This is a genomic window from Niastella koreensis GR20-10 (assembly GCF_000246855.1).
In the GTDB taxonomy this organism is placed as follows: domain Bacteria; phylum Bacteroidota; class Bacteroidia; order Chitinophagales; family Chitinophagaceae; genus Niastella; species Niastella koreensis.
In genome coordinates, this window is sequence record NC_016609.1 from 8,017,308 (window position 1) to 8,038,309 (window position 21,002).

Annotated in this window: 20 protein-coding genes; 13 read left to right on the top strand and 7 right to left on the bottom strand. The window is 44.5% G+C overall.

The window, feature by feature from the left end; translation table 11 throughout:
* Positions 1 to 98: 98 nt before the first annotated feature.
* The 3 genes from zwf to NIAKO_RS37400 all read right to left on the bottom strand — a co-directional run bounded on the left by zwf (position 99) and on the right by NIAKO_RS37400 (position 3,842).
* A complete protein-coding gene (zwf, locus tag NIAKO_RS32000) occupies positions 99 to 1,628 on the bottom strand; it encodes a glucose-6-phosphate dehydrogenase (protein ID WP_014222638.1) in 1,530 nt (509 codons plus the stop codon).
* Between the two features lie 25 nt (positions 1,629 to 1,653).
* Positions 1,654 to 3,072 carry an NADP-dependent phosphogluconate dehydrogenase gene (gene gndA / locus NIAKO_RS32005; protein ID WP_014222639.1) on the bottom strand — a complete coding sequence of 473 codons (1,419 nt, stop codon included), beginning with the start codon at positions 3,070 to 3,072 and terminating at the stop codon, positions 1,654 to 1,656.
* Between the two features lie 296 nt (positions 3,073 to 3,368).
* The gene (locus NIAKO_RS37400; RefSeq protein WP_014222640.1) at positions 3,369 to 3,842 is read right to left on the bottom strand and encodes a c-type cytochrome; all 474 of its coding nucleotides are present in this window, start codon (positions 3,840 to 3,842) and stop codon (positions 3,369 to 3,371) included.
* A 423-nt stretch (positions 3,843 to 4,265) separates the two neighbouring features.
* Here NIAKO_RS37400 and NIAKO_RS32015 point away from each other — a divergent pair, with 423 nt between their 5' ends.
* On the top strand, positions 4,266 to 4,604 hold the full coding sequence (locus NIAKO_RS32015) for an RNA recognition motif domain-containing protein (protein WP_014222641.1): 339 nt from the start codon (positions 4,266 to 4,268) through the stop codon (positions 4,602 to 4,604).
* Between the two features lie 106 nt (positions 4,605 to 4,710).
* Here NIAKO_RS32015 and NIAKO_RS32020 read toward each other — a convergent pair whose 3' ends face one another.
* Complete coding sequence (locus NIAKO_RS32020; RefSeq protein ID WP_014222642.1) at positions 4,711 to 5,166, bottom strand: sensor histidine kinase; 456 nt, start codon at positions 5,164 to 5,166, stop codon at positions 4,711 to 4,713.
* Positions 5,167 to 5,564: 398 nt separating this feature from the next.
* On the opposite strand from NIAKO_RS32020, the gene NIAKO_RS32025 reads away from it, so the two are divergent.
* The 4 genes from NIAKO_RS32025 (at position 5,565) to NIAKO_RS37405 (ending at position 9,324) form a co-directional block, all read left to right on the top strand.
* A complete protein-coding gene (locus tag NIAKO_RS32025) occupies positions 5,565 to 6,797 on the top strand; it encodes a TCR/Tet family MFS transporter (RefSeq protein ID WP_014222643.1) in 1,233 nt (410 codons plus the stop codon).
* Positions 6,794 to 7,165 carry a YccF domain-containing protein gene (locus NIAKO_RS32030; RefSeq protein ID WP_014222644.1) on the top strand — a complete coding sequence of 124 codons (372 nt, stop codon included), beginning with the start codon at positions 6,794 to 6,796 and terminating at the stop codon, positions 7,163 to 7,165. The genes NIAKO_RS32025 and NIAKO_RS32030 overlap by 4 nt, the downstream gene beginning before the upstream one ends.
* 244 nt (positions 7,166 to 7,409) lie before the next feature.
* Positions 7,410 to 8,690, top strand: a complete 1,281-nt coding sequence (locus tag NIAKO_RS32035; protein ID WP_014222645.1) for a M23 family metallopeptidase — start codon at positions 7,410 to 7,412, stop codon at positions 8,688 to 8,690.
* A gap of 55 nt (positions 8,691 to 8,745) precedes the next feature.
* Entirely contained in the window at positions 8,746 to 9,324 is a 579-nt protein-coding gene (locus NIAKO_RS37405) for a porin family protein (protein WP_014222646.1), read from the top strand.
* Positions 9,325 to 9,382: 58 nt separating this feature from the next.
* Here NIAKO_RS37405 and NIAKO_RS32045 read toward each other — a convergent pair whose 3' ends face one another.
* Positions 9,383 to 11,530: a S9 family peptidase gene (locus tag NIAKO_RS32045; RefSeq protein ID WP_014222647.1), complete on the bottom strand. Its 2,148-nt coding sequence runs from the start codon at positions 11,528 to 11,530 to the stop codon at positions 9,383 to 9,385.
* Between the two features lie 135 nt (positions 11,531 to 11,665).
* Between NIAKO_RS32045 and NIAKO_RS32050 the strand changes: the two genes are divergently transcribed.
* A complete protein-coding gene (locus NIAKO_RS32050; protein WP_014222648.1) occupies positions 11,666 to 12,691 on the top strand; it encodes a 2-oxoacid:ferredoxin oxidoreductase subunit beta in 1,026 nt (341 codons plus the stop codon).
* A 754-nt stretch (positions 12,692 to 13,445) separates the two neighbouring features.
* Here the strand turns inward: NIAKO_RS32050 and NIAKO_RS32055 are convergent.
* Positions 13,446 to 14,333 carry a cupin-like domain-containing protein gene (locus NIAKO_RS32055; protein WP_014222649.1) on the bottom strand — a complete coding sequence of 296 codons (888 nt, stop codon included), beginning with the start codon at positions 14,331 to 14,333 and terminating at the stop codon, positions 13,446 to 13,448.
* A gap of 166 nt (positions 14,334 to 14,499) precedes the next feature.
* On the opposite strand from NIAKO_RS32055, the gene NIAKO_RS32060 reads away from it, so the two are divergent.
* Both NIAKO_RS32060 and NIAKO_RS32065 read left to right on the top strand, forming a co-directional pair.
* Positions 14,500 to 15,120 (top strand): L-threonylcarbamoyladenylate synthase, encoded by a 621-nt coding sequence (locus tag NIAKO_RS32060; protein WP_014222650.1) that lies wholly within the window; start codon positions 14,500 to 14,502, stop codon positions 15,118 to 15,120.
* Positions 15,121 to 15,163: 43 nt separating this feature from the next.
* Positions 15,164 to 15,766, top strand: coding sequence for a GNAT family N-acetyltransferase (locus NIAKO_RS32065; RefSeq protein WP_014222651.1), 603 nt, complete (start codon positions 15,164 to 15,166; stop codon positions 15,764 to 15,766).
* Positions 15,767 to 15,936: 170 nt separating this feature from the next.
* Here the strand turns inward: NIAKO_RS32065 and NIAKO_RS32070 are convergent, their stop codons facing one another.
* Complete coding sequence (locus NIAKO_RS32070) at positions 15,937 to 16,536, bottom strand: ribonuclease HII (RefSeq protein WP_014222652.1); 600 nt, start codon at positions 16,534 to 16,536, stop codon at positions 15,937 to 15,939.
* An 85-nt stretch (positions 16,537 to 16,621) separates the two neighbouring features.
* On the opposite strand from NIAKO_RS32070, the gene NIAKO_RS32075 reads away from it, so the two are divergent.
* The 5 genes from NIAKO_RS32075 to NIAKO_RS32095 all read left to right on the top strand — a co-directional run bounded on the left by NIAKO_RS32075 (position 16,622) and on the right by NIAKO_RS32095 (position 20,970).
* Positions 16,622 to 17,254 (top strand): Crp/Fnr family transcriptional regulator, encoded by a 633-nt coding sequence (locus tag NIAKO_RS32075; RefSeq protein ID WP_041347554.1) that lies wholly within the window; start codon positions 16,622 to 16,624, stop codon positions 17,252 to 17,254.
* A 208-nt stretch (positions 17,255 to 17,462) separates the two neighbouring features.
* Positions 17,463 to 18,257 (top strand): sulfite exporter TauE/SafE family protein, encoded by a 795-nt coding sequence (locus tag NIAKO_RS32080; RefSeq protein ID WP_014222654.1) that lies wholly within the window; start codon positions 17,463 to 17,465, stop codon positions 18,255 to 18,257.
* A gap of 91 nt (positions 18,258 to 18,348) precedes the next feature.
* On the top strand, positions 18,349 to 19,767 hold the full coding sequence (locus NIAKO_RS32085) for an MBL fold metallo-hydrolase (RefSeq protein WP_014222655.1): 1,419 nt from the start codon (positions 18,349 to 18,351) through the stop codon (positions 19,765 to 19,767).
* A 95-nt stretch (positions 19,768 to 19,862) separates the two neighbouring features.
* Positions 19,863 to 20,432, top strand: coding sequence for a YeeE/YedE family protein (locus NIAKO_RS32090; RefSeq protein WP_014222656.1), 570 nt, complete (start codon positions 19,863 to 19,865; stop codon positions 20,430 to 20,432).
* A 10-nt stretch (positions 20,433 to 20,442) separates the two neighbouring features.
* A complete protein-coding gene (locus tag NIAKO_RS32095; protein ID WP_014222657.1) occupies positions 20,443 to 20,970 on the top strand; it encodes a DUF6691 family protein in 528 nt (175 codons plus the stop codon).
* Positions 20,971 to 21,002 lie beyond the last annotated feature (32 nt).

Here is a 21,002-nt window from a genome sequence, read left to right on the forward strand (position 1 = left end):
GGTAGATTAAATGCTGTTTATTCTTTTATTGCATCAGGTTACCGGTCGCCGGTTACCAGTTACCCGGTAACCGGCCAACTGGCAACCGGTAACTGTATTTAAACTCCAGCCTGCACACCCTGGTGGGCCTGGGGCAAAGTGATCCAGTTGCGGCCATCGCGGGCAATGAGCGCTTCTGCATCTTCGGGTCCCCAGCTATCGGGTGCATAGTTTGGAAAATCAACCGGTGGTCTGCTTTCCCATGCTTCCTGGATGGGCATTACTACTTTCCATGCAGCTTCAACCTGGTCGCTGCGCATGAACAGGGTAGCATTGCCTTCCATTACATCCAGCAACAGGGTTTCATATGCTTCAGGATCATTATCGCCGTAAGCTTCCTTATAATTAAAGGTCATGTCAACCGGGTTCAGCGCCAGGGCCTGGCCGGGACGTTTTGCCTGAAAGCGCAGGCGAATATCCATTTGCGGCTGAATGCTGATGGTAAGCCTGTTGGGTCTCCAGGTTAATGCCGCTTCTGGTGGGAAGGCGAAACTGGGCGCCTGTTTAAATTGAATGGTGATAACAGTTGACTTTTCATGTAACCGTTTGCCGGTGCGTACATAAAAAGGCACATCCTGCCAGCGCCAGTTGTCGATATAGAATTTTACCGCAGCAAAAGTATCGGTAGGCGAGGCAGGATTTATTTTGTCCTCATTGCGATAGCCGGGTACTTTTTTACCCTGCATCCAGCCATCGGAATACTGACCTCTTACGGCAAACTTATGCACTTCTTCCTTGCTGTATTTGCGCAGGGCGTTCAGCACATCTACCTTTTTATTGCGGATCTCATTAGCGTCGAATGATACGGGGGCTTCCATGGCCACCATGGCCAACAGTTGCAGAATGTGGTTCTGCACCATGTCGCGCAGTGCACCGGAGCGTTCGTAATAATCGCCACGATTTTCCAGACCAACGGTTTCGGCCGCGGTGATCTGGATATGATCGATGTAGTTCCGGTTCCATATAGGTTCAAACAGGGCATTGGCAAAACGCAGCGCCAGGATGTTTTGAACGGTTTCTTTACCCAGGTAGTGATCTATGCGATAGATCTGGGTTTCGTCGAACATCGACTTCAACAGGTCATTCAGTTCATGCGCGCTTTTCAGGTCATGACCAAATGGTTTTTCTACCACAATGCGGGTGCATTTGGTATCGTGACAAATATTCAAAGGGCCCAGTTTGCTGGCAATTTGTGGTACCAGGTGCGGGGCTACCGACATGTAGAAAATAACATTGGGATGCTCGCCATACTCCTGCTCTTTTTGCTTTACGATCTCGGCAATTTTCTGGTAGTCGGCATCATTGCCGGCATCCATTTGCAGGTAGCCGATATGTTTTGAGAACGTTTCCCATTTGCCGTTCTTATCATCTTTACGGCGGGAGAATTGTTGAATGCCATCGTACAGGTGTTTCCTGAACTTTTCATCGGTATAGGCGGTTCTGCCAATACCAATAATGTCGAACTTTTCAGGCATCCAATCATCGAGGAACAGGTTATATAATGCGGGAGAAAGCTTCCGTTGGTTTAAGTCGCCACTGCCACCGAAAATAAACAACAAAGTAGCTGGCGGAACTTTATGGTCTGTCATATTCTAAATTGAAGTTTCAATATAATTATTTCTTTGCCCATTCAGTATGGAAAGTTCCTTCCTGATCGATTCGTTGATAGGTATGCGCGCCAAAATAATCGCGCTGGGCCTGCAGCAGGTTTATTGGTAACTGTTTGCTGCGATAGGTATCGAAATAGCTCAGGCTGCTCAACAATGCAGCGGCAGGTATGCCATGCTGTATAGCCATGGCTGCCACGGCGCGGGTTCCGGCCTGGTTGGCGTTCAGAATTTTGGCTACCTCAGCATCTAATAACAAATTCGACAGCTCAGGGTTCGCTTTAAAGGCGTTTGCAAATGTTGGCAGTAATACGGAGCGAATGATACAGCCACCGCGCCATACGCTTACCACCTGCGGCATGGGTATTTGCATATCGAGGTCAATACCGGCGCGGTGCAACTGCGCCAGTCCCTGGGCATAACATATAATGGTAGCAAACAACAGGGCGTCGTGAACCTGTTGAATGAATTGCTCCTTGGGCGTACCAATTAAACTGGATTGCTGAGGATATAAGGCAGAAGCCTGAACACGCTCAGCTTTTAATGCCGATAAATTACGCATGGCAACCGCCATATCGATGGTAGGAATGGGAACACCCAGGTCCATAGCGTCCTGTGAGGTCCATTTACCGGTGCCTTTGGCGCCCGCTTTATCAAGGATCATATCCACGAGGCGGTTAGGCGTTTTATCGTCGGGTTGTAAAAAGATGTCGGCGGTAATTTCAATAAGGAAAGAACGCAGATCACCTTTGTTCCAGGTATCAAAAACAGTGTGTAATTCGTCGTTGCTAAGGCCAGCGCCGCGATGCAGCAGATCGTAGGCCTCGCTTATCAGTTGCATGATTGCATATTCAATACCATTGTGCACCATTTTAACATAGTGACCGGCAGCGCCTTTACCCAGGTGGGCTACGCAGGGAACGCCGTCCACTTTTGCCGCAACGGCTTCCAGCATGGGACGTACATGAGGGTAGGCTTCCTGATCGCCACCAGGCATAATGCTGGGGCCGGTACGGGCGCCTTGTTCGCCACCCGAAACACCCATACCCATAAAATGAATGCCTTTGCCCTGCAGATAGGTAACACGTCTTAAGGTGTCGGTAAAGTGGCTGTTGCCACCGTCGATGATGATATCGCCTTTTTGCACCAGGGGCAGCAGGCTTTCAATAACATCATCAACCGGTTTACCGGCGGGAACAAGCATCATGATCTTTCGGGGAACAGCCAGCTGGCTTACCATGTCCTGCAGCGTGCCTACTCCTTTAACAGTAGTACCTGCTGTAGCGGCTGATTCCAGCGCGGAAGTTTTCTGATTGTCTTTATCAAACCCGATAACTTTAAAACCGTGATCGGCCATGTTAAGCAGGAAGTTTCTGCCCATTACACCGAGGCCAATCATACCGAAATCAAATTGTTGTGCACTCATTGCTAATAGATAAGGATGCAAAAGTAGGCTATTTGCAAATAGGCGGCATGGGAATGCTAAAATTGAAAATTATCAAATTATTGCTGCATTACTGTATACAGATACATACAGGCAAACCTTTACCCTGAAAATCGTTTGGGGTTATCTAACGGAAACGTTTCCGTACAAATAAAAAGCCTGTAAAAAGCCAGACCTGTCAGGTGCGCTTTAGCTTGCTGATTTGGCAAGATGTTTAAGCGTACCTGACAGGTCTGATTCTTTATAGTCTGTATAAATGTGGAATTAAGATCGCTGAATTACTGGGCCGGTGGCGTAGCCGGTTGAGGCTGCTGGGCAGGCGGCGGCGGAGGCGGCATCTTTTTTTCTTCCTTGGGTGCGTTTGGCTCAGGGTGTGGGTTGCCATGGTGACAGCTGAAACAACCTAATGGCGGAACAGGATGCTCGCCGTCCTTTTTATAATGGAAGAACTTTTTGTTAATGCGTACTGTCATCTTCATCATTTCACGGGCAGCACCTTTTTCACCCTTTTCATCGCTGGCAAAATCGAGTTTTTTCGGATTGTCCTTTTGCGCGGCATGGCAAAAACCACATTTTACACCCAATGAACTGTTGAACATATGCATTACACTGTCCAGCTGTTCGTGCGTGGTGTTTTTGGGCAGCACCTTTAAATTTTTGAAGATGGGATCGGCCGGAGCGCTGGCAGCAATACCTAATACTACCAAAGCAATCAAAGTACCGGCAACCGTAACTTTCTTTTTAAAAAACATAGCAGGCTGTGTTTTAGCTCTTGAAATGGGTTAAAAACTTGTGTTACAAGATACAGGATTCATACCACAAGACAAGAAACTTAGTTTCCCGTTGTGGGATTATTGTGATGACCGGTGAACTTTTTATCACGGTAATTGTTAATTGCCGTGCGAATGGTCATTTTTAATTTAATGCTTTTTTCTTATAGACGTCATTACCTTTAGGTTAACGCGCATTAAAATAAATTAACTTGCCGACAACGAGCGGAATGATTGTTATTCAACGTGAATAAAGTATCTTTGCAGTAGTTTTGAGTGATAATAGCATTCGGTAAGTGAACGATATATCTCGCTACGCAAATCTGCTAATAGTTGTTAGTCTTCCTTTACTCCCTGCTTTACCTCAGATCCATTAATAATTTTTAACCAATTTTAGTTAGTAGTATGAACATTTATGTTTCTAATTTAAGTTTCAACGTAACAGATGATGATTTGGAAGGCTTCTTTGCTGAATATGGTGAAGTTTCTTCTGCCCGTGTAATCACTGATAAATTCACAGGCAAAAGCCGTGGATTTGGATTTGTTGAAATGCCAAATGATGAAGCTGCCAAAAAGGCAATCACTGAATTGGATGGTGGTCGCGTAGAAGGCAGAGAGATCAAAGTTGCAGAAGCTCGTCCCCGTGAAGAGCGCAGCAGCAATGGCGGAAATGGTGGAAATGGCGGCGGTGGAGAAAGACGCTCATTTAGCCGTAACAACAACAGCTATAACAACCGTTATTAATCCTGTTAGGTTAAAATATTAACCCCTGACGGTACCGTCAGGGGTTTTTTATTATAACAGTGGTAGCTGCTTGTTTCGTAGGGTGTAGGGGTTACAATATTTTTTATCAGCAAACGGTTTGTACCGGTGACGCCATTGAAAAAGTAAGCGTGGTACCTTCCTTGTGCTGGTTGTAGATGCTGATATTGCCGCCTAGTTGCCGGGCAGCCTCCACCACGTGCGAAAAACCGTTTGAAACAGTACTGTAGAAATAAGTGCCGTTATTACGAACACGGATCTGCACCCCTTCCTTATTACAAACTGCTTCAACCCTGATACATACATTTTCAGTACCATTGATTGCACCGCTTAACAGGTTGCCCAGCACATAAGCCAGCAAATTTTCATCAGCCTGAAGTTGGAATGTGTGATCAACATCGTTAATCACAAAACTCTTTTTACCAGTAACAAGCGGTAAAAGGCCTACCATTATTTGATCAATCAGCCGATGAAGAGGAACCGGTTCAGTTGCTACAGTTTGAGCAGATGGTACGGGGTGAGTGTAATGAATCAGGCTTTTCATACAAAGGAATTTTAATTAACCTTTAAATTGTTCCACAGGGCACGCACCATTGAATAAGTGATAATGAGTGTACGGATTAAATATTTCAGAGCCTTAACCAAAGACTTCGTATAAAAAAAGCGCACAAATTAACGAACTAAAAACGTTAAAAAGACAATTGAGGATATCTTCTTGCGAAATTCTTAGCGTAAATCAAGTTAACACTATACATGTTTTCCTGTAATGCGGCTTTTTACTTGTTTATCGAACATTACATAGCACAAATTATATACACTACAGGCATATTACCGCAATTACTTTAATATGTTTAGCAGGTCTTATAGCAGCTATTTACTCACGTGCAAAATATTTAGCAGCATACTGAAAAAAGCCTGTTACTTTGCAGCAATTCTTTAAGTATGAAACCTGTTCGGTCTGCTGCTATACAATTCATTTTTATTACAGTACTTATTGATGTTATTGGTTGGGGATTAATAATACCGGTAATGCCGAAATTAATCTCCGGATTAAAACATGTATCTGTAAACGAAGCAAGTAAATATGGCAGTTGGCTGATAGGTGTGTATGCGTTGATGCAATTTATTTGCGGGCCTATCCTTGGCAGCATCAGTGATAAATACGGTCGCCGGCCTGTGTTGTTGTTTTCATTATTTGGTTTTGGCATCGATTATTTATTTATGGCCATGGCGCCCAACTATGGCTGGTTATTCCTGGGCCGGGTAGTGTCCGGCATCACTGGTGCAAGTTTTAGTACCGCCTACGCCTATATAGCAGACATCAGTACCAACGAAAACCGGGCAAAGAATTTCGGTATGGTAGGCGCAGCCTTTGGACTGGGTTTTATTATTGGCCCCGCCATTGGCGGACCGTTGAGTAAACTGGGCGTCCGAGCGCCCTTTTATGCCGCAGCTATTTTATGTTTGCTGAACTGGTTATATGGCTATTTTATTTTACCTGAGTCGCTCGATAAAGAACACCGGCGTGCATTTGACTGGCGCCGCGCCAACCCCTTTGGCTCCCTGATGCAATTGAAAAAATATCCTGCTATCGGTGGATTGGTGATCTCCCTTACAACAGTATATTTAGCGGCCCACGCTGTACAAAGTAACTGGAGCTATTTTACTGCGTATCGCTTTCAGTGGAGCGCCACCACAATCGGTTATTCATTAGCCCTTGTTGGGGTACTGGTAGCATTGGTACAAACGGTTGTAATGCGTAAACTGAATCCGGTATTAGGCAACGAGCGTAGCATTTATATCGGATTATTATTGTATTCACTGGGCATGTTCCTGTTTGCATTTGCTACCCAAAGCTGGATGATGTTTGCCTTTTTAGTGCCTTATTGTTTAGGTGGAATAGCCGGGCCGGCATTGCAATCTACCATTGCCGGTCATGTGCCGGCCAATGCACAGGGCGAGTTACAGGGCATACTGGGCGGCCTGCAAAGTGTTACTTCTTTTTTCGGTCCGTTAATAATGAACAATCTTTTTAATTATTTTACAGGAGAATCGGCGCCCTTCCATTTTCCGGGGTCATCATTTTTCCTGGGGGCTTTGTTGATGTTAGTAAGCGCTGTACTTGCCTATCGCTTTTTATATAAAGAAAAACATATAATACCTGCATCCTCATGAATTTATTAGGTAACATTATATGGCTGGTTTTTGGCGGACTGATCGCTGCATTGGGTTATGTCATAGGCGGTTTTGCATTATGCATTACAGTAATCGGTATTCCCTGGGGCATTCAATGTTTTAAACTGGCTGCTGTGGTGTTATGGCCCTTTGGGAAACAAATTGTTCCCAAACAGGGCGGCGCAGGTTGTTTATCGCTTTTGTTTAACATTATCTGGTTGTTGTGCGGTGGGTTATACACGGCATTGGTTCACCTGGTTTTTGCTGCCATTTTTGCTATCACTATTATTGGTATTCCTTTTGCGAAACAACATTTGAAATTGATGGAACTTTCCCTGTTACCATTTAGCCGCGACGTAATTGGTTAGTTCCTGTGTTAATTCATTTCTAAATCACCATTAATCTCTAATCAAAAGGAACGAAATCCCGTTATTACAACCGGGCGTTCAGAATAGAGGACCGTATTTTTACCATCCAGGCATATATCATACTTAATTAGTGTTCATAACTGCCTGACTTTAAGATGAAACAAAAAAGTCATACGTTTCATCATGGCCGGGCACTGTTTTTGCGCTAAACATCGCCGCCTGGAAAACCGGCAAATAAACATATATGTTTACACACAGAGATTGGGGTATTGCTTTTACTCTTATGGCCGTATTAATTGTGGCGGTAATTGTATTAAGCAGTCTCAACCTTTCTTTACCCGGCGAAAAGGCTCCCCAGGTAGCAAAAAAAGATTCAACCGTAATTGTAGTTCCACGCCGCTTTGGCCTGGCCCTCGATTCATTTAATGTTTCTGAAAGCATTATTCAGAAAAACGAATACCTCACTTCCATCCTGGAATTGTATAACGTTGATAGCAACACCATCAAAAACCTGCAATCAAAAAGCAAGTACGTATACGATGTACGTAAGATGAAAGCCGGTTCACAATACACGGTGTTTTCAACAAAAGATACTTTACATAAAGTTTGCTATTTTGTTTATCAGCCTAACGCCATCGATTATGTGATGTACGATCTTACTGATTCGGTAAAAGTAGTAACGGGTAAACGGCAGGTTACTGCCCGGTTGGAAACTGCATCGGGCATCATCAACGGCTCGCTGTATGAAACCTTTCAGAAATCAGGCACCGATCCTGCCCTGGCAATGAAACTGGCCGACCTGTACGCCTATACAGTAGATTTTTATTCTATTCACGACGGGGATTATTTTAAAGTATTGTATGAGCAGCGTTATATAAAAGACGAACCTGTTGAAACCGGCGCTATTCAGTCGGCCGTGTTCTCCCACAATGGCGAAAAGTTTTATGCCTTCTATTATAAACCCGATTCAACAGATGCCGGTGATTACTATGACGAGAAAGGAAAAAGCTTGCGTACTTTATTTTTAAAGGCGCCGCTTAAATTCAGTCATATCACTTCTGGTTATTCGTTAAGGCGTTTTCACCCGGTTCAAAAAAGATGGAAAACGCACCTGGGCACTGATTACGCAGCACCGGAAGGAACACCCATCATCTCCACCGGCGATGGGGTAGTAATAGAAGCTGAGTACAACAATAACAACGGTAATTTCGTAAAAATAAAACACGACGATACCTATACCACTCAGTATCTGCATATGATAAGGCAGGCAGTGCGTGCCGGACAAAGTGTGCGTCAGGGCCAGGTTATTGGCTATGTAGGCAGCACCGGTTTGGCAACGGGCCCGCACGTATGTTATCGCTTCTGGAAGAACGGAAAGCAGGTAAATCCGTTACAACAAACTTTCCCGCCATCGATCCCATTACCCGATTCTGTAATGACACGTTTTAGTGATTATGTGTTAAAGCAACAGCAACAACTGAATACAGTTAATATTGGCGCTGTGCAAACGCTTTCCATGAATTAATTTCTTAAACTGGCACAGGCTTTGGAAATTGAGAGGGCAATAAACACCTTCAAACATGAAAAAGTATGTTTTGCCCCTCGCTTTGTTTTGCCTGCTTGCGTACCATTCTCAGGCACAAAAATGGACGCCGGGGATAAAAGGCGGTCTTAATATTGCAGACATCAGCGGCTTTAATGGCGATAACCGGTTAAGTGGTCACATAGGTTTGTTTTTACATGGCCGCATTAATCACCAGTGGAGCATACAACCAGAGATCATGTATTCAGGCCAGGGTCAGCGATACTTGTTAGTGCCTACGGGCACCACTACACTGGCGCTTAACTATGTTCAGATCCCATTTATGTTCCAGTTTCATCCGGTAAAACAATTCTACATGGAGTTTGGTCCGCAAATAGGTTTCTTATTGTCGGCAAATGCCAAGAACGATGATAAGCGATCGGAAGTGGATCAGTATTTTAGAAAGGTGGATGCGGCTATTGCATTAGGCATGGGTATACAGGTTACAAAAATGTTAGGCTTTTACGCCCGGTACAATGCCGGCATTGCCGATATCTCGAAAGATAACAACCCGATCACCTATCGTGATAATTATAACCGTGTAGGTGAGATTGGGATTGCGATTAAATTGAAGTAAAAATTGCAGGCCGCCCTCCTTGCCTCCCCCATTAGGGGGAGGTTAGAGGAACTTCTTTTTAATTAATCCACCGTTCAAAAAATTCCCAGGTGCGTAACATCTGATCGATGCGTTGCCGGTTATCGCCACTGCGGGTTATTTCATGCGTGGCATTGGGATGCCGCACATATTCAACCGGGCGGCCCAGCACTTTCAGACTCCGGTACAACATTTCACTTTCAACAAAACCCGTACGCCGGTCATTATCGCCATGAAAGATGATGTATGGCGTAGTTATATTCTGTACATAGGTAATAGGTGATTCACGAACAAGATTTGCTTTAGCCGAAGCTTCCCAGGGATAACCGCCAAAATAGTTGGGTACCAGCCGCCAGGCATTCCCCTCGCCAAAGAATGTACTGAGGTCATACACGCCGCGTTGCGAACAGGCCGCTTTAAAACGATGGTCGTGGCTAATGATCCAGGCTACAAGATAACCGGCATAAGAGCCGCCGGTGACAAGCAGTTTGGAAGTATCGGCCCAGCCTTCGGCAATGGTTTTATCCAAAGCCGTTAATACATCGCTGCTGGGGCCCTTACCCCAATCGTTGATATTGGCCCGCAAAAAGCTTTCACCATACCCACCACTGCCACGCGGATTACAATACACTACTCCATAACCTTTGCTACAAAAGAACTGGTATTCGTGCCACATCGTGTTTTCACCTGGTCCCCACATGGCAGTTGGGCCGCCATGGATCTCCAGCAATAAGGGGTATTTTTTCCCCGGCTCATAATTAACCGGTTTCATTACCCAGTACTCGATGGTCATTCCCTTATTATTAGTAAAGGTTTTCTTTTCAGGCATAGAGAGTTGTTTGTTCTGCACCCAGGATTCATTGAAATCACCGATGCGTTGTACATGCTCACCATTGCCATCTGCCAGGTATAACTCAAAAGGATTGGCCGTTTCGGTTTTTACAAACACCAGCGTGTTATTCACTACATCAAAACTGGTTACGCCGCTGTTGTAATCGGTTAGTTGTTCAACCTTTTTGGTGATTACATCTACCTTATACAAAGGAAAGCCGCCATTACTGGGTGCTGTGAAGTACAGGTATTTTTCATCGGCGCTCCACAACAGGTTTTCCTTTGAGCGATCGAAGGGCAGTAAGATCATATCTTTTGCAGTACCATTAACAGGCATAATGGCGAGCTGTGGTACTGTAACCAGGTTTATTCCTGAAAACTGAAAGGCCAGCCATTTACCGGAAGGGGAGAGGGCTGGGTTGGTGAACTGTTTACCTGCTTCGCCTAATAATTTATGCAACTGACTGCCGTCATTATTTGCCATAAAGATCTCATTCTCCTGCGAGCGGTTGGGGTGTTGCAGCGAATCAACATCGCCCGAAAGAATCAGCTGTTTCCCGTCCGGCGTAAAATCAACTTTTGAAAACGAATAAAAGCCATGCGTTACTGCAACCGGAACATCGCCCGGTTTTATGCCGGTAACGAAATACTGATTAAAACTCAGATCGCCGTTGACGTTCCGTTCGTCCTGGAAATTGAGTTTATTCATAACCCGGGCCTTTTTATCGGTAACGTTGTTATCGAGGTATGCCCTTACTTCTTCCAGGGTGCCATCAGGATCAGGCCTGGCGTGTGTTGCTTTTAATTGTTCATTATGCGTAAAGCCTGGTTTTTCCAACGACCAATAGGGCAGGGCATTACCGGCGTTCAGGATGGAATCTTTTATAAGCTCTGTAAGGGGAATACTGGCCGTGAAAAGAATTTGCTGGCCATCGGGGCGCCATTTGGGTGTACTGGCGCCGTACCGGAATTTTGTTAATTGAATGGCCTCGCCACCGTCGAGGGAAAGCAAAAAGATCTGTGGCTTGTTGTCAACCGTTCTCACAAAGGCCAGCTGTTTACCATCGGGGCTCCAGGCAGGTTGGGTAGCGCCTTCTTTGGTTGTTAACTGCCGGGGTATTGCATTGCTGCCGAAGGAAACCATCCACAGCTGGTTGACGTATTTATAATCCAGCTTGCTGTCGCTGTCATTTTCAATGGTTGTTACAGTAAAGGCGGCTTTACTGCCATCGGCTGAAAGGGTAACATCGGCAATGGATCGTATTTTGAGCATATCTGTAACCTGAACAGGTTGTTTGTTTTGAGCCGGTAACTGGAGGGAAAAGAGCAGCCAAACGCACATCATAAGTCTTTGCATGATAAGGAGTTTTGTAGCTGAATGTAGCATTTCAGGCACATTTGCCGCTACCGTTTATATATTAACAATTTGAGGAATGAATAAGGCGTGTTCATTGTCACGTAATTCCAATAATTTTGTAGTAATTATATATCTATGAGTGAAACTACACTACCCGCTCTAACGCCAAAAGATTTTGCCACCGACCAGGAAGTACGGTGGTGCCCTGGATGTGGAGACTACTCCATTTTGGCACAAGTGCAGAAGATCATGCCGGGCCTGGGACTTCCAAAAGAAAACATTGTTATTATTTCTGGTATCGGCTGTAGCAGCCGCTTCCCGTATTATATGAACACCTATGGTATGCACTCAATCCATGGCCGGGCAACCGCCATTGCCAGCGGACTGAAAGCTGCCAGACCTGAATTAAGTGTTTGGATTGTTACCGGTGACGGGGATGGCCTGAGTATTGGTGGTAACCACACCATTCACTTGCTGCGCCGTAATTTTGATGTGAATGTGATGCTGTTCAATAACCAGATCTACGGGTTAACAAAAGGCCAGTATTCACCTACTTCAGAACAGCAGAAGGTAACTAAATCAACGCCCTACGGCAGTATCGATCATCCGTTTAACCCGCTTGCGCTGGCTATGGGCGCCGATGCTACGTTTATTGCGCGCTCTATGGACCGTGATCCCAAACACCTGCAGGAGTTGCTGATAAGAAGCCACAAGCATAAAGGCTCCTCTTTCCTCGAGATCTATCAAAACTGTAACATCTTTAATGATGGGGCTTTTGAGCAGTTCACCGAGAAATCGACCAAACTCGATAACACGCTGTTCCTGGAACAGGGCAAGCCACTCATTTTTGGCGCTCAATGTAACAAAGGGATTAAGCTGGATGGCTTTAAACCGGTGATCGTTAACCTGAACGAAGGCGTTTCTGCCGATGACCTGTGGGTACATGATGAACGGGATTTTTATAAAGCGCAGATCCTGGTTCGCATGTTCGACGATCCACGGATTGAAGGACACCTGCCTCGTCCGTTTGGCGTGTTTTATGAAACAGACCGCCCCTGTTATGAAGATGTAATGCAAATGCAACTGGAAGAAGTAATGGCCAAAGGACCTGCCAACCTCGATAAATTATTACGGGGTAAAGAAATCTGGACTATTGCCTAAGCGTCAAAAGCGCACATTCCGCAATTATAACAGATACGCATATCTTTTTAAGCCCTCCCGATCCATCGGGAGGGTTTTTCATTTCTAACCCCGATCAATGATGGCTGTTAGGTATATAAAAAAAGGAGCCAGCGATGGATATCGCCGGCCTGTGCTTACCTCTGAAACCACAAAAAGAAAGAAGTTAAGCAATATGTTGTAATACAATAATAATGTTAATGGAGCTGGGGTTCAATGGATGATGGACAGAACGGTATATTCAAGAGAAGGCGATACATCGGTACATGCAGGCATACTTGCCAGTTGCATGACAGGGATTAACCCCCTTCTACGGTTTAGTAAATTAAAGCTGGCTGCCTATACAGGAGTAAGAGCAGTTAGTTTCAGTTACCGGTACAATCTTTTTCTTGCAGTTTCTTGAAACACAAATGGTCAGCAGCACGTGGTCAGGTAAACAGAGATAATTAAAAAGGGTGGCGGACAATATATGGAACGAATAGGTTAATATCCGTACTTAAAAACACTTTAAAAATAAATGGAAATTGGAACAGAAATTGGATGGTTGGAAATAGGGAGATTGGATTAGTACGTTGTGTGAGTTGCCGGTGAGAAGATTAGTTCCGCACATAGCCCGGTAAAAATAAAGACTGTTTTCTATAAAATCAATATTTTTCTTAAAATTTTTTAATGTCTGGTCTGCCAGCTTATTAATCTTAAGTTGGATCAAATTACAATTAAAAAAACACGCCCGTTTTTATCTCACGTCCGAGGCCTCCAATTCCTTTTCGGCGGCCTTTAACAGGCTGGTCTTCTTATACTCATACCACCATTTAGGAGCGGTTCTCTTCATCAGCGTATCAATATTCCGCATACCTATCAGGTTCCACACGCCTCTGAGCTTGCCACTTACAGAAGCCTGTAAAGCTCTCAAACTCATAGCAAAACCACTGTCAAGGTATTCCATATGATGCCAGTAACCGGCAGGCATGAACAGGGTATCGCCATGGTTCAGGATCACCTCGTAACCCCTGGCCAGCTTTAATGCGGGGAATTGGGTATAGTCGGGATGACCGTTCTCGTAGTAATTTGAGAAGTCGGCCAGGCTCAATACCTCAAAAGGCTTGCGGTATAACTTGTGTTGCTCTTCAAAAGGGAACAGCAGTACCCGTTTACGACCGGTAAACTGGGTGTGCAGAATGTGCGACATGTCTATGTCGAAGTGCATGTGAGTAATACTGGTGGCCCCGCCCACGAAAAGCATGGGGTATTTTTTAACGAATCCCTTCATTAAATGGTCCGGCCAGGTAAAGTCTTCCGTTAGTTGGGGCGCATGATCAAAGATATTAAAGAGAAAGATCCGCCAGGCGGCCGGCCCGGTACTCACCATATCGACGTACTCACCAAAGGTTTTGTAATCGTCTGCTGTGTTAATCGGGGTGAACGCGTCGCTCTTAATGTTGTTGTACAGCCCAACTCTTTTACTACCTACTACTTCTTTAAAGTAAGCCCAGTTCCATTTGGTCAAGGCAGGCCAGTCTTTGGCAAGCTTCGTAATAACAACTGGTTTCAATGGCAGATAGTAACGCTGCTGAAAGTCTTCTGCGCTGATGTGGTCAACGCGGTCAACAGGTTGTAATTGCATGAAATTAGTTTGCTCAAATTTAATATTAAATTCATTTTCGGCGTGCGAAGTAGTACTTAAAACATGAACGGCTTTAACATTTACATAAATAATGACATGTGTAACCGGGGCGCATAAATTGCCGTTATTACTATGAGGCTTTCATTAAAAAGTATAATTTGCCGTTATGTTATTACATCTTCATCCGGAAAATCCACAACCGCGTAACATTTCCACTATCGTGAAAGTTTTATCGGAAGGGGGAATAATTATATATCCAACCGATACGATCTATGGTTTGGGCTGTGATATCTTTCAGCACAAAGCTATCGATCGTATTTGTCGAATCAAAAATATCGACCCGCAAAAGGCGCAGTTGTCGTTTGTATGTTACGATCTGAGCGATTTGAGCCGGTATACAAAAAGCATCAGCACCCCCATATATCGCTTATTAAAGCATTACCTGCCGGGTCCGTATACTTTTATTTTACCAGCCAGTAAGGAAGTCCCCAAAATCCTGCAAAGCAAAAAGAATACCATAGGGTTGCGTATTCCCAATAACCTGATTGCCCGAACCATTGTAAAAGAGCTGGGCCACCCGATTTTGAGTACAACATTACCAGGAACCATGGTTGAAGAATACACCGATCCCGACCTGATGCATGATAATTTTGAAAAGCTGGTTGATGTAGTGGCCGACGGCGGCATCGGCGGTATGGTACCTTCCACCGTTATAGATTGCACCGGCGATGAGCCTGTATTGATCCGCCAGGGAGCAGGAGAGTGGGATACTGCCGATGTAGATTGATGCTTTCGTCTTATTATTGCCATATAAGCCTTTCTTTAAAAATATGAGTACCGAATACCAGAAATTCTTCCCCGATCATTTTACCCTGGAAACACCCCGCGTGTTATTGCGGTTAATGACGCCTGCCGATTATGAGGCATTTTTGCCCCTTGCCAAAGACAAAGAGATCTGGAAATACTTCCCACAGGATCTCAGCGATGACCAGGAATTGGCTGCCTGGATACAAAAATTGTTGGGTGAAAGAGATGCGGGTGTTAGAATGCCGTTTACCGTTATTGACAAACATACCAATGAAATTGTAGGCTGCACCAGCTATTTAAATATTTCTTTTTACGACAAGCGCCTGGAAATAGGCAGCACCTGGCTGGGGACTTCGTTTATAGGAACGGGTGTGAACCGCGAGGCCAAGTTTGCCCTGCTGTCTTTTGCTTTTGAAGTAATGAAAATGGAACGGGTGGAAATAAAAACCGATAACCTGAACGAACGCTCCAAAGCTGCCCTGTTAAAAGTGGGCATGAAACCCGAAGGCGTTTTGCGCAGTCATATGCTGATGCATGACAACCGGCGCCGCGATACCATTTATTTCTCTATTATAAGAAGCGAGTGGGAAGAAAGAAAGATGAACTTCTTCCCGGAAATGATCTGATAGAATTAATCCCGCTTTCCCGGCCAAAGACAGGAGGCGGGATTAATATCATTACAACTTTAAATCACTTGTTAACTGTACAAAACTGCTATATACAAAAACGTGAAGGTCATAAGCAGAACGGTGCAGGAAGCCATTTTGTTCACAAAACTGATTAAAATCAGTAAAGTTTACATATCCAGCTCAAGCTGGTTGTTGGTTAGCGTGAAAGATTTGCGGTGATAGGGCGTAATGCCAAATTCTACAATGGCTTTGCGGTGTTCGGCGGTACCATACCCTTTATTGGTGATCCATTTATACTGCGGATAGTCCGTGTGCAGGTTACGCATAAAATCGTCGCGGTAAGTTTTGGCCAGAATGCTGGCTGCGGCAATGGAAGCGTATTCCGAATCGCCTTTTATAATACACTGGTGGGGAATGCGCTTGTATTTGGTGAACCGGTTCCCGTCGATGATGAGGAATTTCGCCTTTGTCTTTAATTGCTCAATGGCCAGGTGCATGGCCTTAAAAGAAGCGTTGAGGATATTGATGCGGTCAATTTCTTCATGGTCCACACTGGCTACCTGGTAGCTGATGGCATGTTTTTCAATATAGGTCCTCAATTCATACCGGTCTTCTTCGGTCACTTGCTTGCTGTCGTTCAGCTTTTCGTGGTAAAAACCTTCCGGTAATATAACCGCTGCGGCAAATACCGGTCCTGCCAAACAGCCACGGCCTGCTTCATCGCAGCCGGCTTCAACAAGTTCAGTTTGGTAGCAAATTTTGAGCAAGTGAGTTATTTGTACCCAAAAATAAGGGATGCTTTATTTAAATATTATTTATCAACTTTGTTTTTTTACACATCACATTCCCATTATGGAATTAAGCACAATACCCCTCGCGTTCCCCGCATTTGAAAAAGATTTGCAACAGGAAATACAGGAGCAGGGCGAGGTCCGGTTCTTTAAAACCGACGAGCAACTGATGCGCACCGGCCAGTATTTCCGTTCAACCATGCTGATCCTGAACGGGCTGGTAAAAATTTACCGGGAAGACGATGACGGCAATGAGTTTTTTATGTACTACCTGCAACCGGGTCAGGCATGCGCCTTATCAATGGTGTGTGCGGCAGAACATAAAAAAAGCGCCATTATGGCAAAAGCGGTAAAGGACACGGAAATTATTGCCATTCCCCTGGAGTATATGGAAGAATGGATGGGAAAATACAAAAGTTGGAGCCAGTTTGTAATTACTACCTATCGTTCCCGTTTTGAAGAACTGCTGAGCACCATCGATCATATTGCGTTCCGCGGTATGGACGAGCGCCTGGAATTCTACCTGAAAAAACACCAGGAAACGCTTGGGACAAACCTCATTCCGCTCAATCACCAGGAAATTGCCAATGAGCTCAATTCATCGCGGGAAGTTATTTCACGCCTGCTTAAAAAAATGGAACAATTCGGCAAGGTAAAGCTCAACCGGAACGCTATTGAAATTATTCAATTGTAGTTGAAATATCTTAAAGGGTATTAAACAATTCACTTCATTCATTAGAAAACATTTTCTATAACGCTGTTTTTGTAAGCGTACTTCTTTATTCAACAAAAACATATTTGACCAGCATCTTCCTTAGTGTGATATTCGTCACCTATCGGGTTTTTTATTTGCCGCATCTTCACCGCTCTGTAGTTGTTGTTTTACTGAATTATTTATTTAAATGGAAATAGCCGGTTATTTAGCAGCCGTTTTAATTGGTGTATCATTAGGGTTAATAGGTGGAGGTGGATCGATCCTGACCGTACCGGTATTTGTGTACCTGTTGCACGTACACCCGGTACTGGCCACCACGTATTCGTTATTTGTGGTAGGCAGTTGCAGCCTGGTGGGCAGCGTGCGTTCCTACTATAAAAGACTCATCGATTTTCAGGTAGTATTGTACTTCGGACTGCCCTCGCTGTTATCGGTATTTGTTGTACGGCGGTTTGTGCTGCCCATGATCCCCGATCATTTATTTACCATTGGTGAACTTGTTGTTGACAAAGGTGTTTTCTTAATGGTGTTGTTTGCCTTATTAATGCTGGCAGCTGCTGCCTCCATGATACAATCAGGCGCCAAACCACTGGCGCCTGGTGTTCCCAAAGAACGAAAAACCGGCTTGCTGCTCCAGGGGTTACTGGTAGGCGCGGTTACCGGTTTACTGGGTGCGGGCGGCGGTTTTTTGATTATCCCGTCACTGGTATTGATCAGCAGATTACCGATGAAAATGGCGGTGGGTTCATCCCTCACCATTATGGCCATCAGTTCATTCTTTGGGTTTTTCAGCACATTGTCGCACTACACAATAAACTGGTCGCAATTGTTGTTGTTTACCGGCATTGCGGTATCGGGCATTTTTGTGGGAACCGCATACTCAGATAAAATACCCGGCCAGGCATTAAAAAAAGGGTTTGGGTGGTTTGTGTTGGCAACCGGCCTGTTTATACTGGTGCGTGAACTGTTCTTCTTTAGTTAAAGAAATGACGCTAAAAACGCTCTGTGATAAAAGTCATATTCTAAGAAAACCAATATTCAGAAATTACGTCGATTATTTAAACAGTATTGTTATGAAGATAGAACAAATTTATACGGGTTGCCTGGCACAGGGAGCATATTACATCGAAAGCGAGGGTGAAGCAGTGGTGATTGATCCGTTGCGCGAAATAGATCCATATGTTCAAAAAGCCAATCGCAATGGCGCCACTATAAAGTATGTTTTTGAAACGCATTTTCATGCTGATTTTGTTTCAGGTCACGTTGATCTGGCAAAGGAAACCGGTGCTACTATTGTATATGGCCCTACTGCTACGCCTTCGTTTGCTGCCCATATTGCTACCGATGGGGAAGTATTTAAAATAGGCAACATTACTATTACTGTATTACATACGCCCGGTCATACTATGGAAAGCAGCTGCTACCTGTTGAAAGATGACCAGGGGAAAGAAGTTGGCTTGTTCAGCGGCGATACGTTGTTCATTGGTGATGTAGGCCGTCCAGACCTGGCGCAAAAAGCAAACCATATTACCCAGGAAGACCTGGCAGGTTTATTGTACGATTCATTACGCAGTAAGATCATGCCGTTGCCTGATACACTGATTGTTTACCCTGCACATGGCGCTGGCAGTGCCTGTGGTAAGAACATGAGTAAAGAAACTACTGATACGTTGGGGCATCAGAAACAAACGAACTACGCGCTGCGTGCCGACATGACCAAAGAAGAATTTATAAAAGAAGTGACGGAAGGATTAACAGCCCCGCCACAATATTTTCCGTTGAATGTGCAATTGAATAAGCAGGGCTATGAAAGCATCAATGAAGTGTTGAAAAAAGGTACGCATCCATTAGGCGTAGAAGCGTTTGAAGCAGCTGCTAATGAAACCGATGCGATTATTCTCGATACCAGAGACCCGCAAACATTTGGCAAAGGCTTTATTCCCAATTCAATCAACATTGGCATCGATGGCAATTTCGCACCTTGGGTGGGCGCGCTTATTCCCGATATTAAACAAACCATATTAATTGTAGCGGAAGAAGGCCGCCAGGAAGAAGTGGTTACCCGCCTGGCCCGGGTTGGTTATGATTATGCCATTGGTTTTTTGGAAGGCGGTATCGCTGCCTGGAAAAAAGCAGGGAAAGAAATTGATACCATCACTTCTATAACAGCAGCCGAGGTAGCAGCTATCCAGGAAGCCGATGCCAATATAAACGTGTTGGATGTACGTAAGCAAAGTGAATACGAAGCGGAGCATGTGAAATGCGCCATTAATGCCAGCCTTGATTATATCAACGACAGTATGCAACAGGTTGATAAAAACAAAACGTACTATGTGCATTGTGCAGGCGGCTACCGTAGCATGATCTTTATCTCTATCTTAAAAGCGCGCGGGTTCAACAATCTGATTGATATAAAAGGCGGATTTAAAGCCCTTAAAGAATCAGGAAAGTTTGCGATAACAGATTATGTTTGCCCAAACACGATGTTGTAACCACACCTCGAAAAAATTCATTAACTTATAGCTGTGTGATTTATGTCGCACAGCTTTTTTTATGAAACCACCATATTTACAAAAAATTAGTCATCATGCAATTTATGGAATGGATTAAACAGCCCTGGCCCTGGTACGTGGCAGGCCCGTTGATAGGGCTGTTGGTGCCGTTGCTGTTGATCATGGGTAATAAATCATTCGGGGTATCTTCGTCATTACGGCATATTTGTGCTGCGGTTATACCTGGTAATATTCCTTTTTTCAAATACAACTGGCGCAAAGAAACCTGGAACCTGTTTTTTGTAACCGGTATTTTGCTGGGCGCCATCATTGCCACGCAATGGTTAAACAACGGTAAACCCATTGTAGTAAACCCAAAACTGATGAACGAACTGCAGCAATATAATATTCATAATTATGCCTCCATCGTTCCTGTAGATCTGTTTAACTGGCCAGCCTTATTAACGTTGCGCGGATTTATCTTACTGGTCTTTGGCGGATTCTTGGTAGGCTTTGGTACGCGCTATGCCGGAGGTTGTACTTCGGGGCACGCCATCATGGGCCTTTCCAATCTGCAATGGCCATCACTGGTAGCAACCTGTTGTTTTATGATCGGTGGTTTTATTACAGCCAATCTTATTTTACCAGCCATCTTAAACCTGTAATGTATTCACAATGGAAACGAAAAACGTAATAACACAACCAACAATAGTAAAGGAAACCAATACCGATTTTGAAGTACGCTCGCTCGACACCATCTGCATCAACGAGTCGCGTATGGAACACTCGTGGTGGCACTCGTTAAAATATTTAATTGCCGGGTTGTTTTTTGGTATTCTGCTGGTTAAAGCCGAAGTGATCTCCTGGTTCCGTATTCAGGAAATGTTCCGCCTGCAAAGCTTTCATATGTACGGCGTAATTGGCAGCGCTGTAGTAACAGGCATCATTTCTGTGTGGTTCATTAAAAAATTCAAGGTTAAAACAATATATGGCGAACCTATTGACCTGCATCCCAAGCAATTCAATAAAGGGCAGATCTATGGCGGATTACTATTTGGCGCCGGTTGGGCCATGACGGGTGCATGCCCCGGACCTTTGTATGCATTGATAGGAACGGGTGCTACCGTAATAATTATCACTTTATTAAGCGCCATTGCCGGCACCTGGATTTATGGCTTGCTGCGCCAAAAACTCCCACATTAATTTGGTGGCTACTTTAATATAAGTACCTTTAA

Coding starts and splice junctions, on each gene's coding strand:
- zwf (WP_014222638.1), bottom strand. CDS start 1,628: ATGACAGACCATAAAGTTCCGCCAGCTACTTTGTTGTTTATTTTCGGT.
- gndA (WP_014222639.1), bottom strand. CDS start 3,072: ATGAGTGCACAACAATTTGATTTCGGTATGATTGGCCTCGGTGTAATG.
- NIAKO_RS37400 (WP_014222640.1), bottom strand. CDS start 3,842: ATGTTTTTTAAAAAGAAAGTTACGGTTGCCGGTACTTTGATTGCTTTG.
- NIAKO_RS32015 (WP_014222641.1), top strand. CDS start 4,266: ATGAACATTTATGTTTCTAATTTAAGTTTCAACGTAACAGATGATGAT.
- NIAKO_RS32020 (WP_014222642.1), bottom strand. CDS start 5,166: ATGAAAAGCCTGATTCATTACACTCACCCCGTACCATCTGCTCAAACT.
- NIAKO_RS32025 (WP_014222643.1), top strand. CDS start 5,565: ATGAAACCTGTTCGGTCTGCTGCTATACAATTCATTTTTATTACAGTA.
- NIAKO_RS32030 (WP_014222644.1), top strand. CDS start 6,794: ATGAATTTATTAGGTAACATTATATGGCTGGTTTTTGGCGGACTGATC.
- NIAKO_RS32035 (WP_014222645.1), top strand. CDS start 7,410: ATGTTTACACACAGAGATTGGGGTATTGCTTTTACTCTTATGGCCGTA.
- NIAKO_RS37405 (WP_014222646.1), top strand. CDS start 8,746: ATGAAAAAGTATGTTTTGCCCCTCGCTTTGTTTTGCCTGCTTGCGTAC.
- NIAKO_RS32045 (WP_014222647.1), bottom strand. CDS start 11,530: ATGCAAAGACTTATGATGTGCGTTTGGCTGCTCTTTTCCCTCCAGTTA.
- NIAKO_RS32050 (WP_014222648.1), top strand. CDS start 11,666: ATGAGTGAAACTACACTACCCGCTCTAACGCCAAAAGATTTTGCCACC.
- NIAKO_RS32055 (WP_014222649.1), bottom strand. CDS start 14,333: ATGCAATTACAACCTGTTGACCGCGTTGACCACATCAGCGCAGAAGAC.
- NIAKO_RS32060 (WP_014222650.1), top strand. CDS start 14,500: ATGTTATTACATCTTCATCCGGAAAATCCACAACCGCGTAACATTTCC.
- NIAKO_RS32065 (WP_014222651.1), top strand. CDS start 15,164: ATGAGTACCGAATACCAGAAATTCTTCCCCGATCATTTTACCCTGGAA.
- NIAKO_RS32075 (WP_041347554.1), top strand. CDS start 16,622: ATGGAATTAAGCACAATACCCCTCGCGTTCCCCGCATTTGAAAAAGAT.
- NIAKO_RS32080 (WP_014222654.1), top strand. CDS start 17,463: ATGGAAATAGCCGGTTATTTAGCAGCCGTTTTAATTGGTGTATCATTA.
- NIAKO_RS32085 (WP_014222655.1), top strand. CDS start 18,349: ATGAAGATAGAACAAATTTATACGGGTTGCCTGGCACAGGGAGCATAT.
- NIAKO_RS32090 (WP_014222656.1), top strand. CDS start 19,863: ATGCAATTTATGGAATGGATTAAACAGCCCTGGCCCTGGTACGTGGCA.
- NIAKO_RS32095 (WP_014222657.1), top strand. CDS start 20,443: ATGGAAACGAAAAACGTAATAACACAACCAACAATAGTAAAGGAAACC.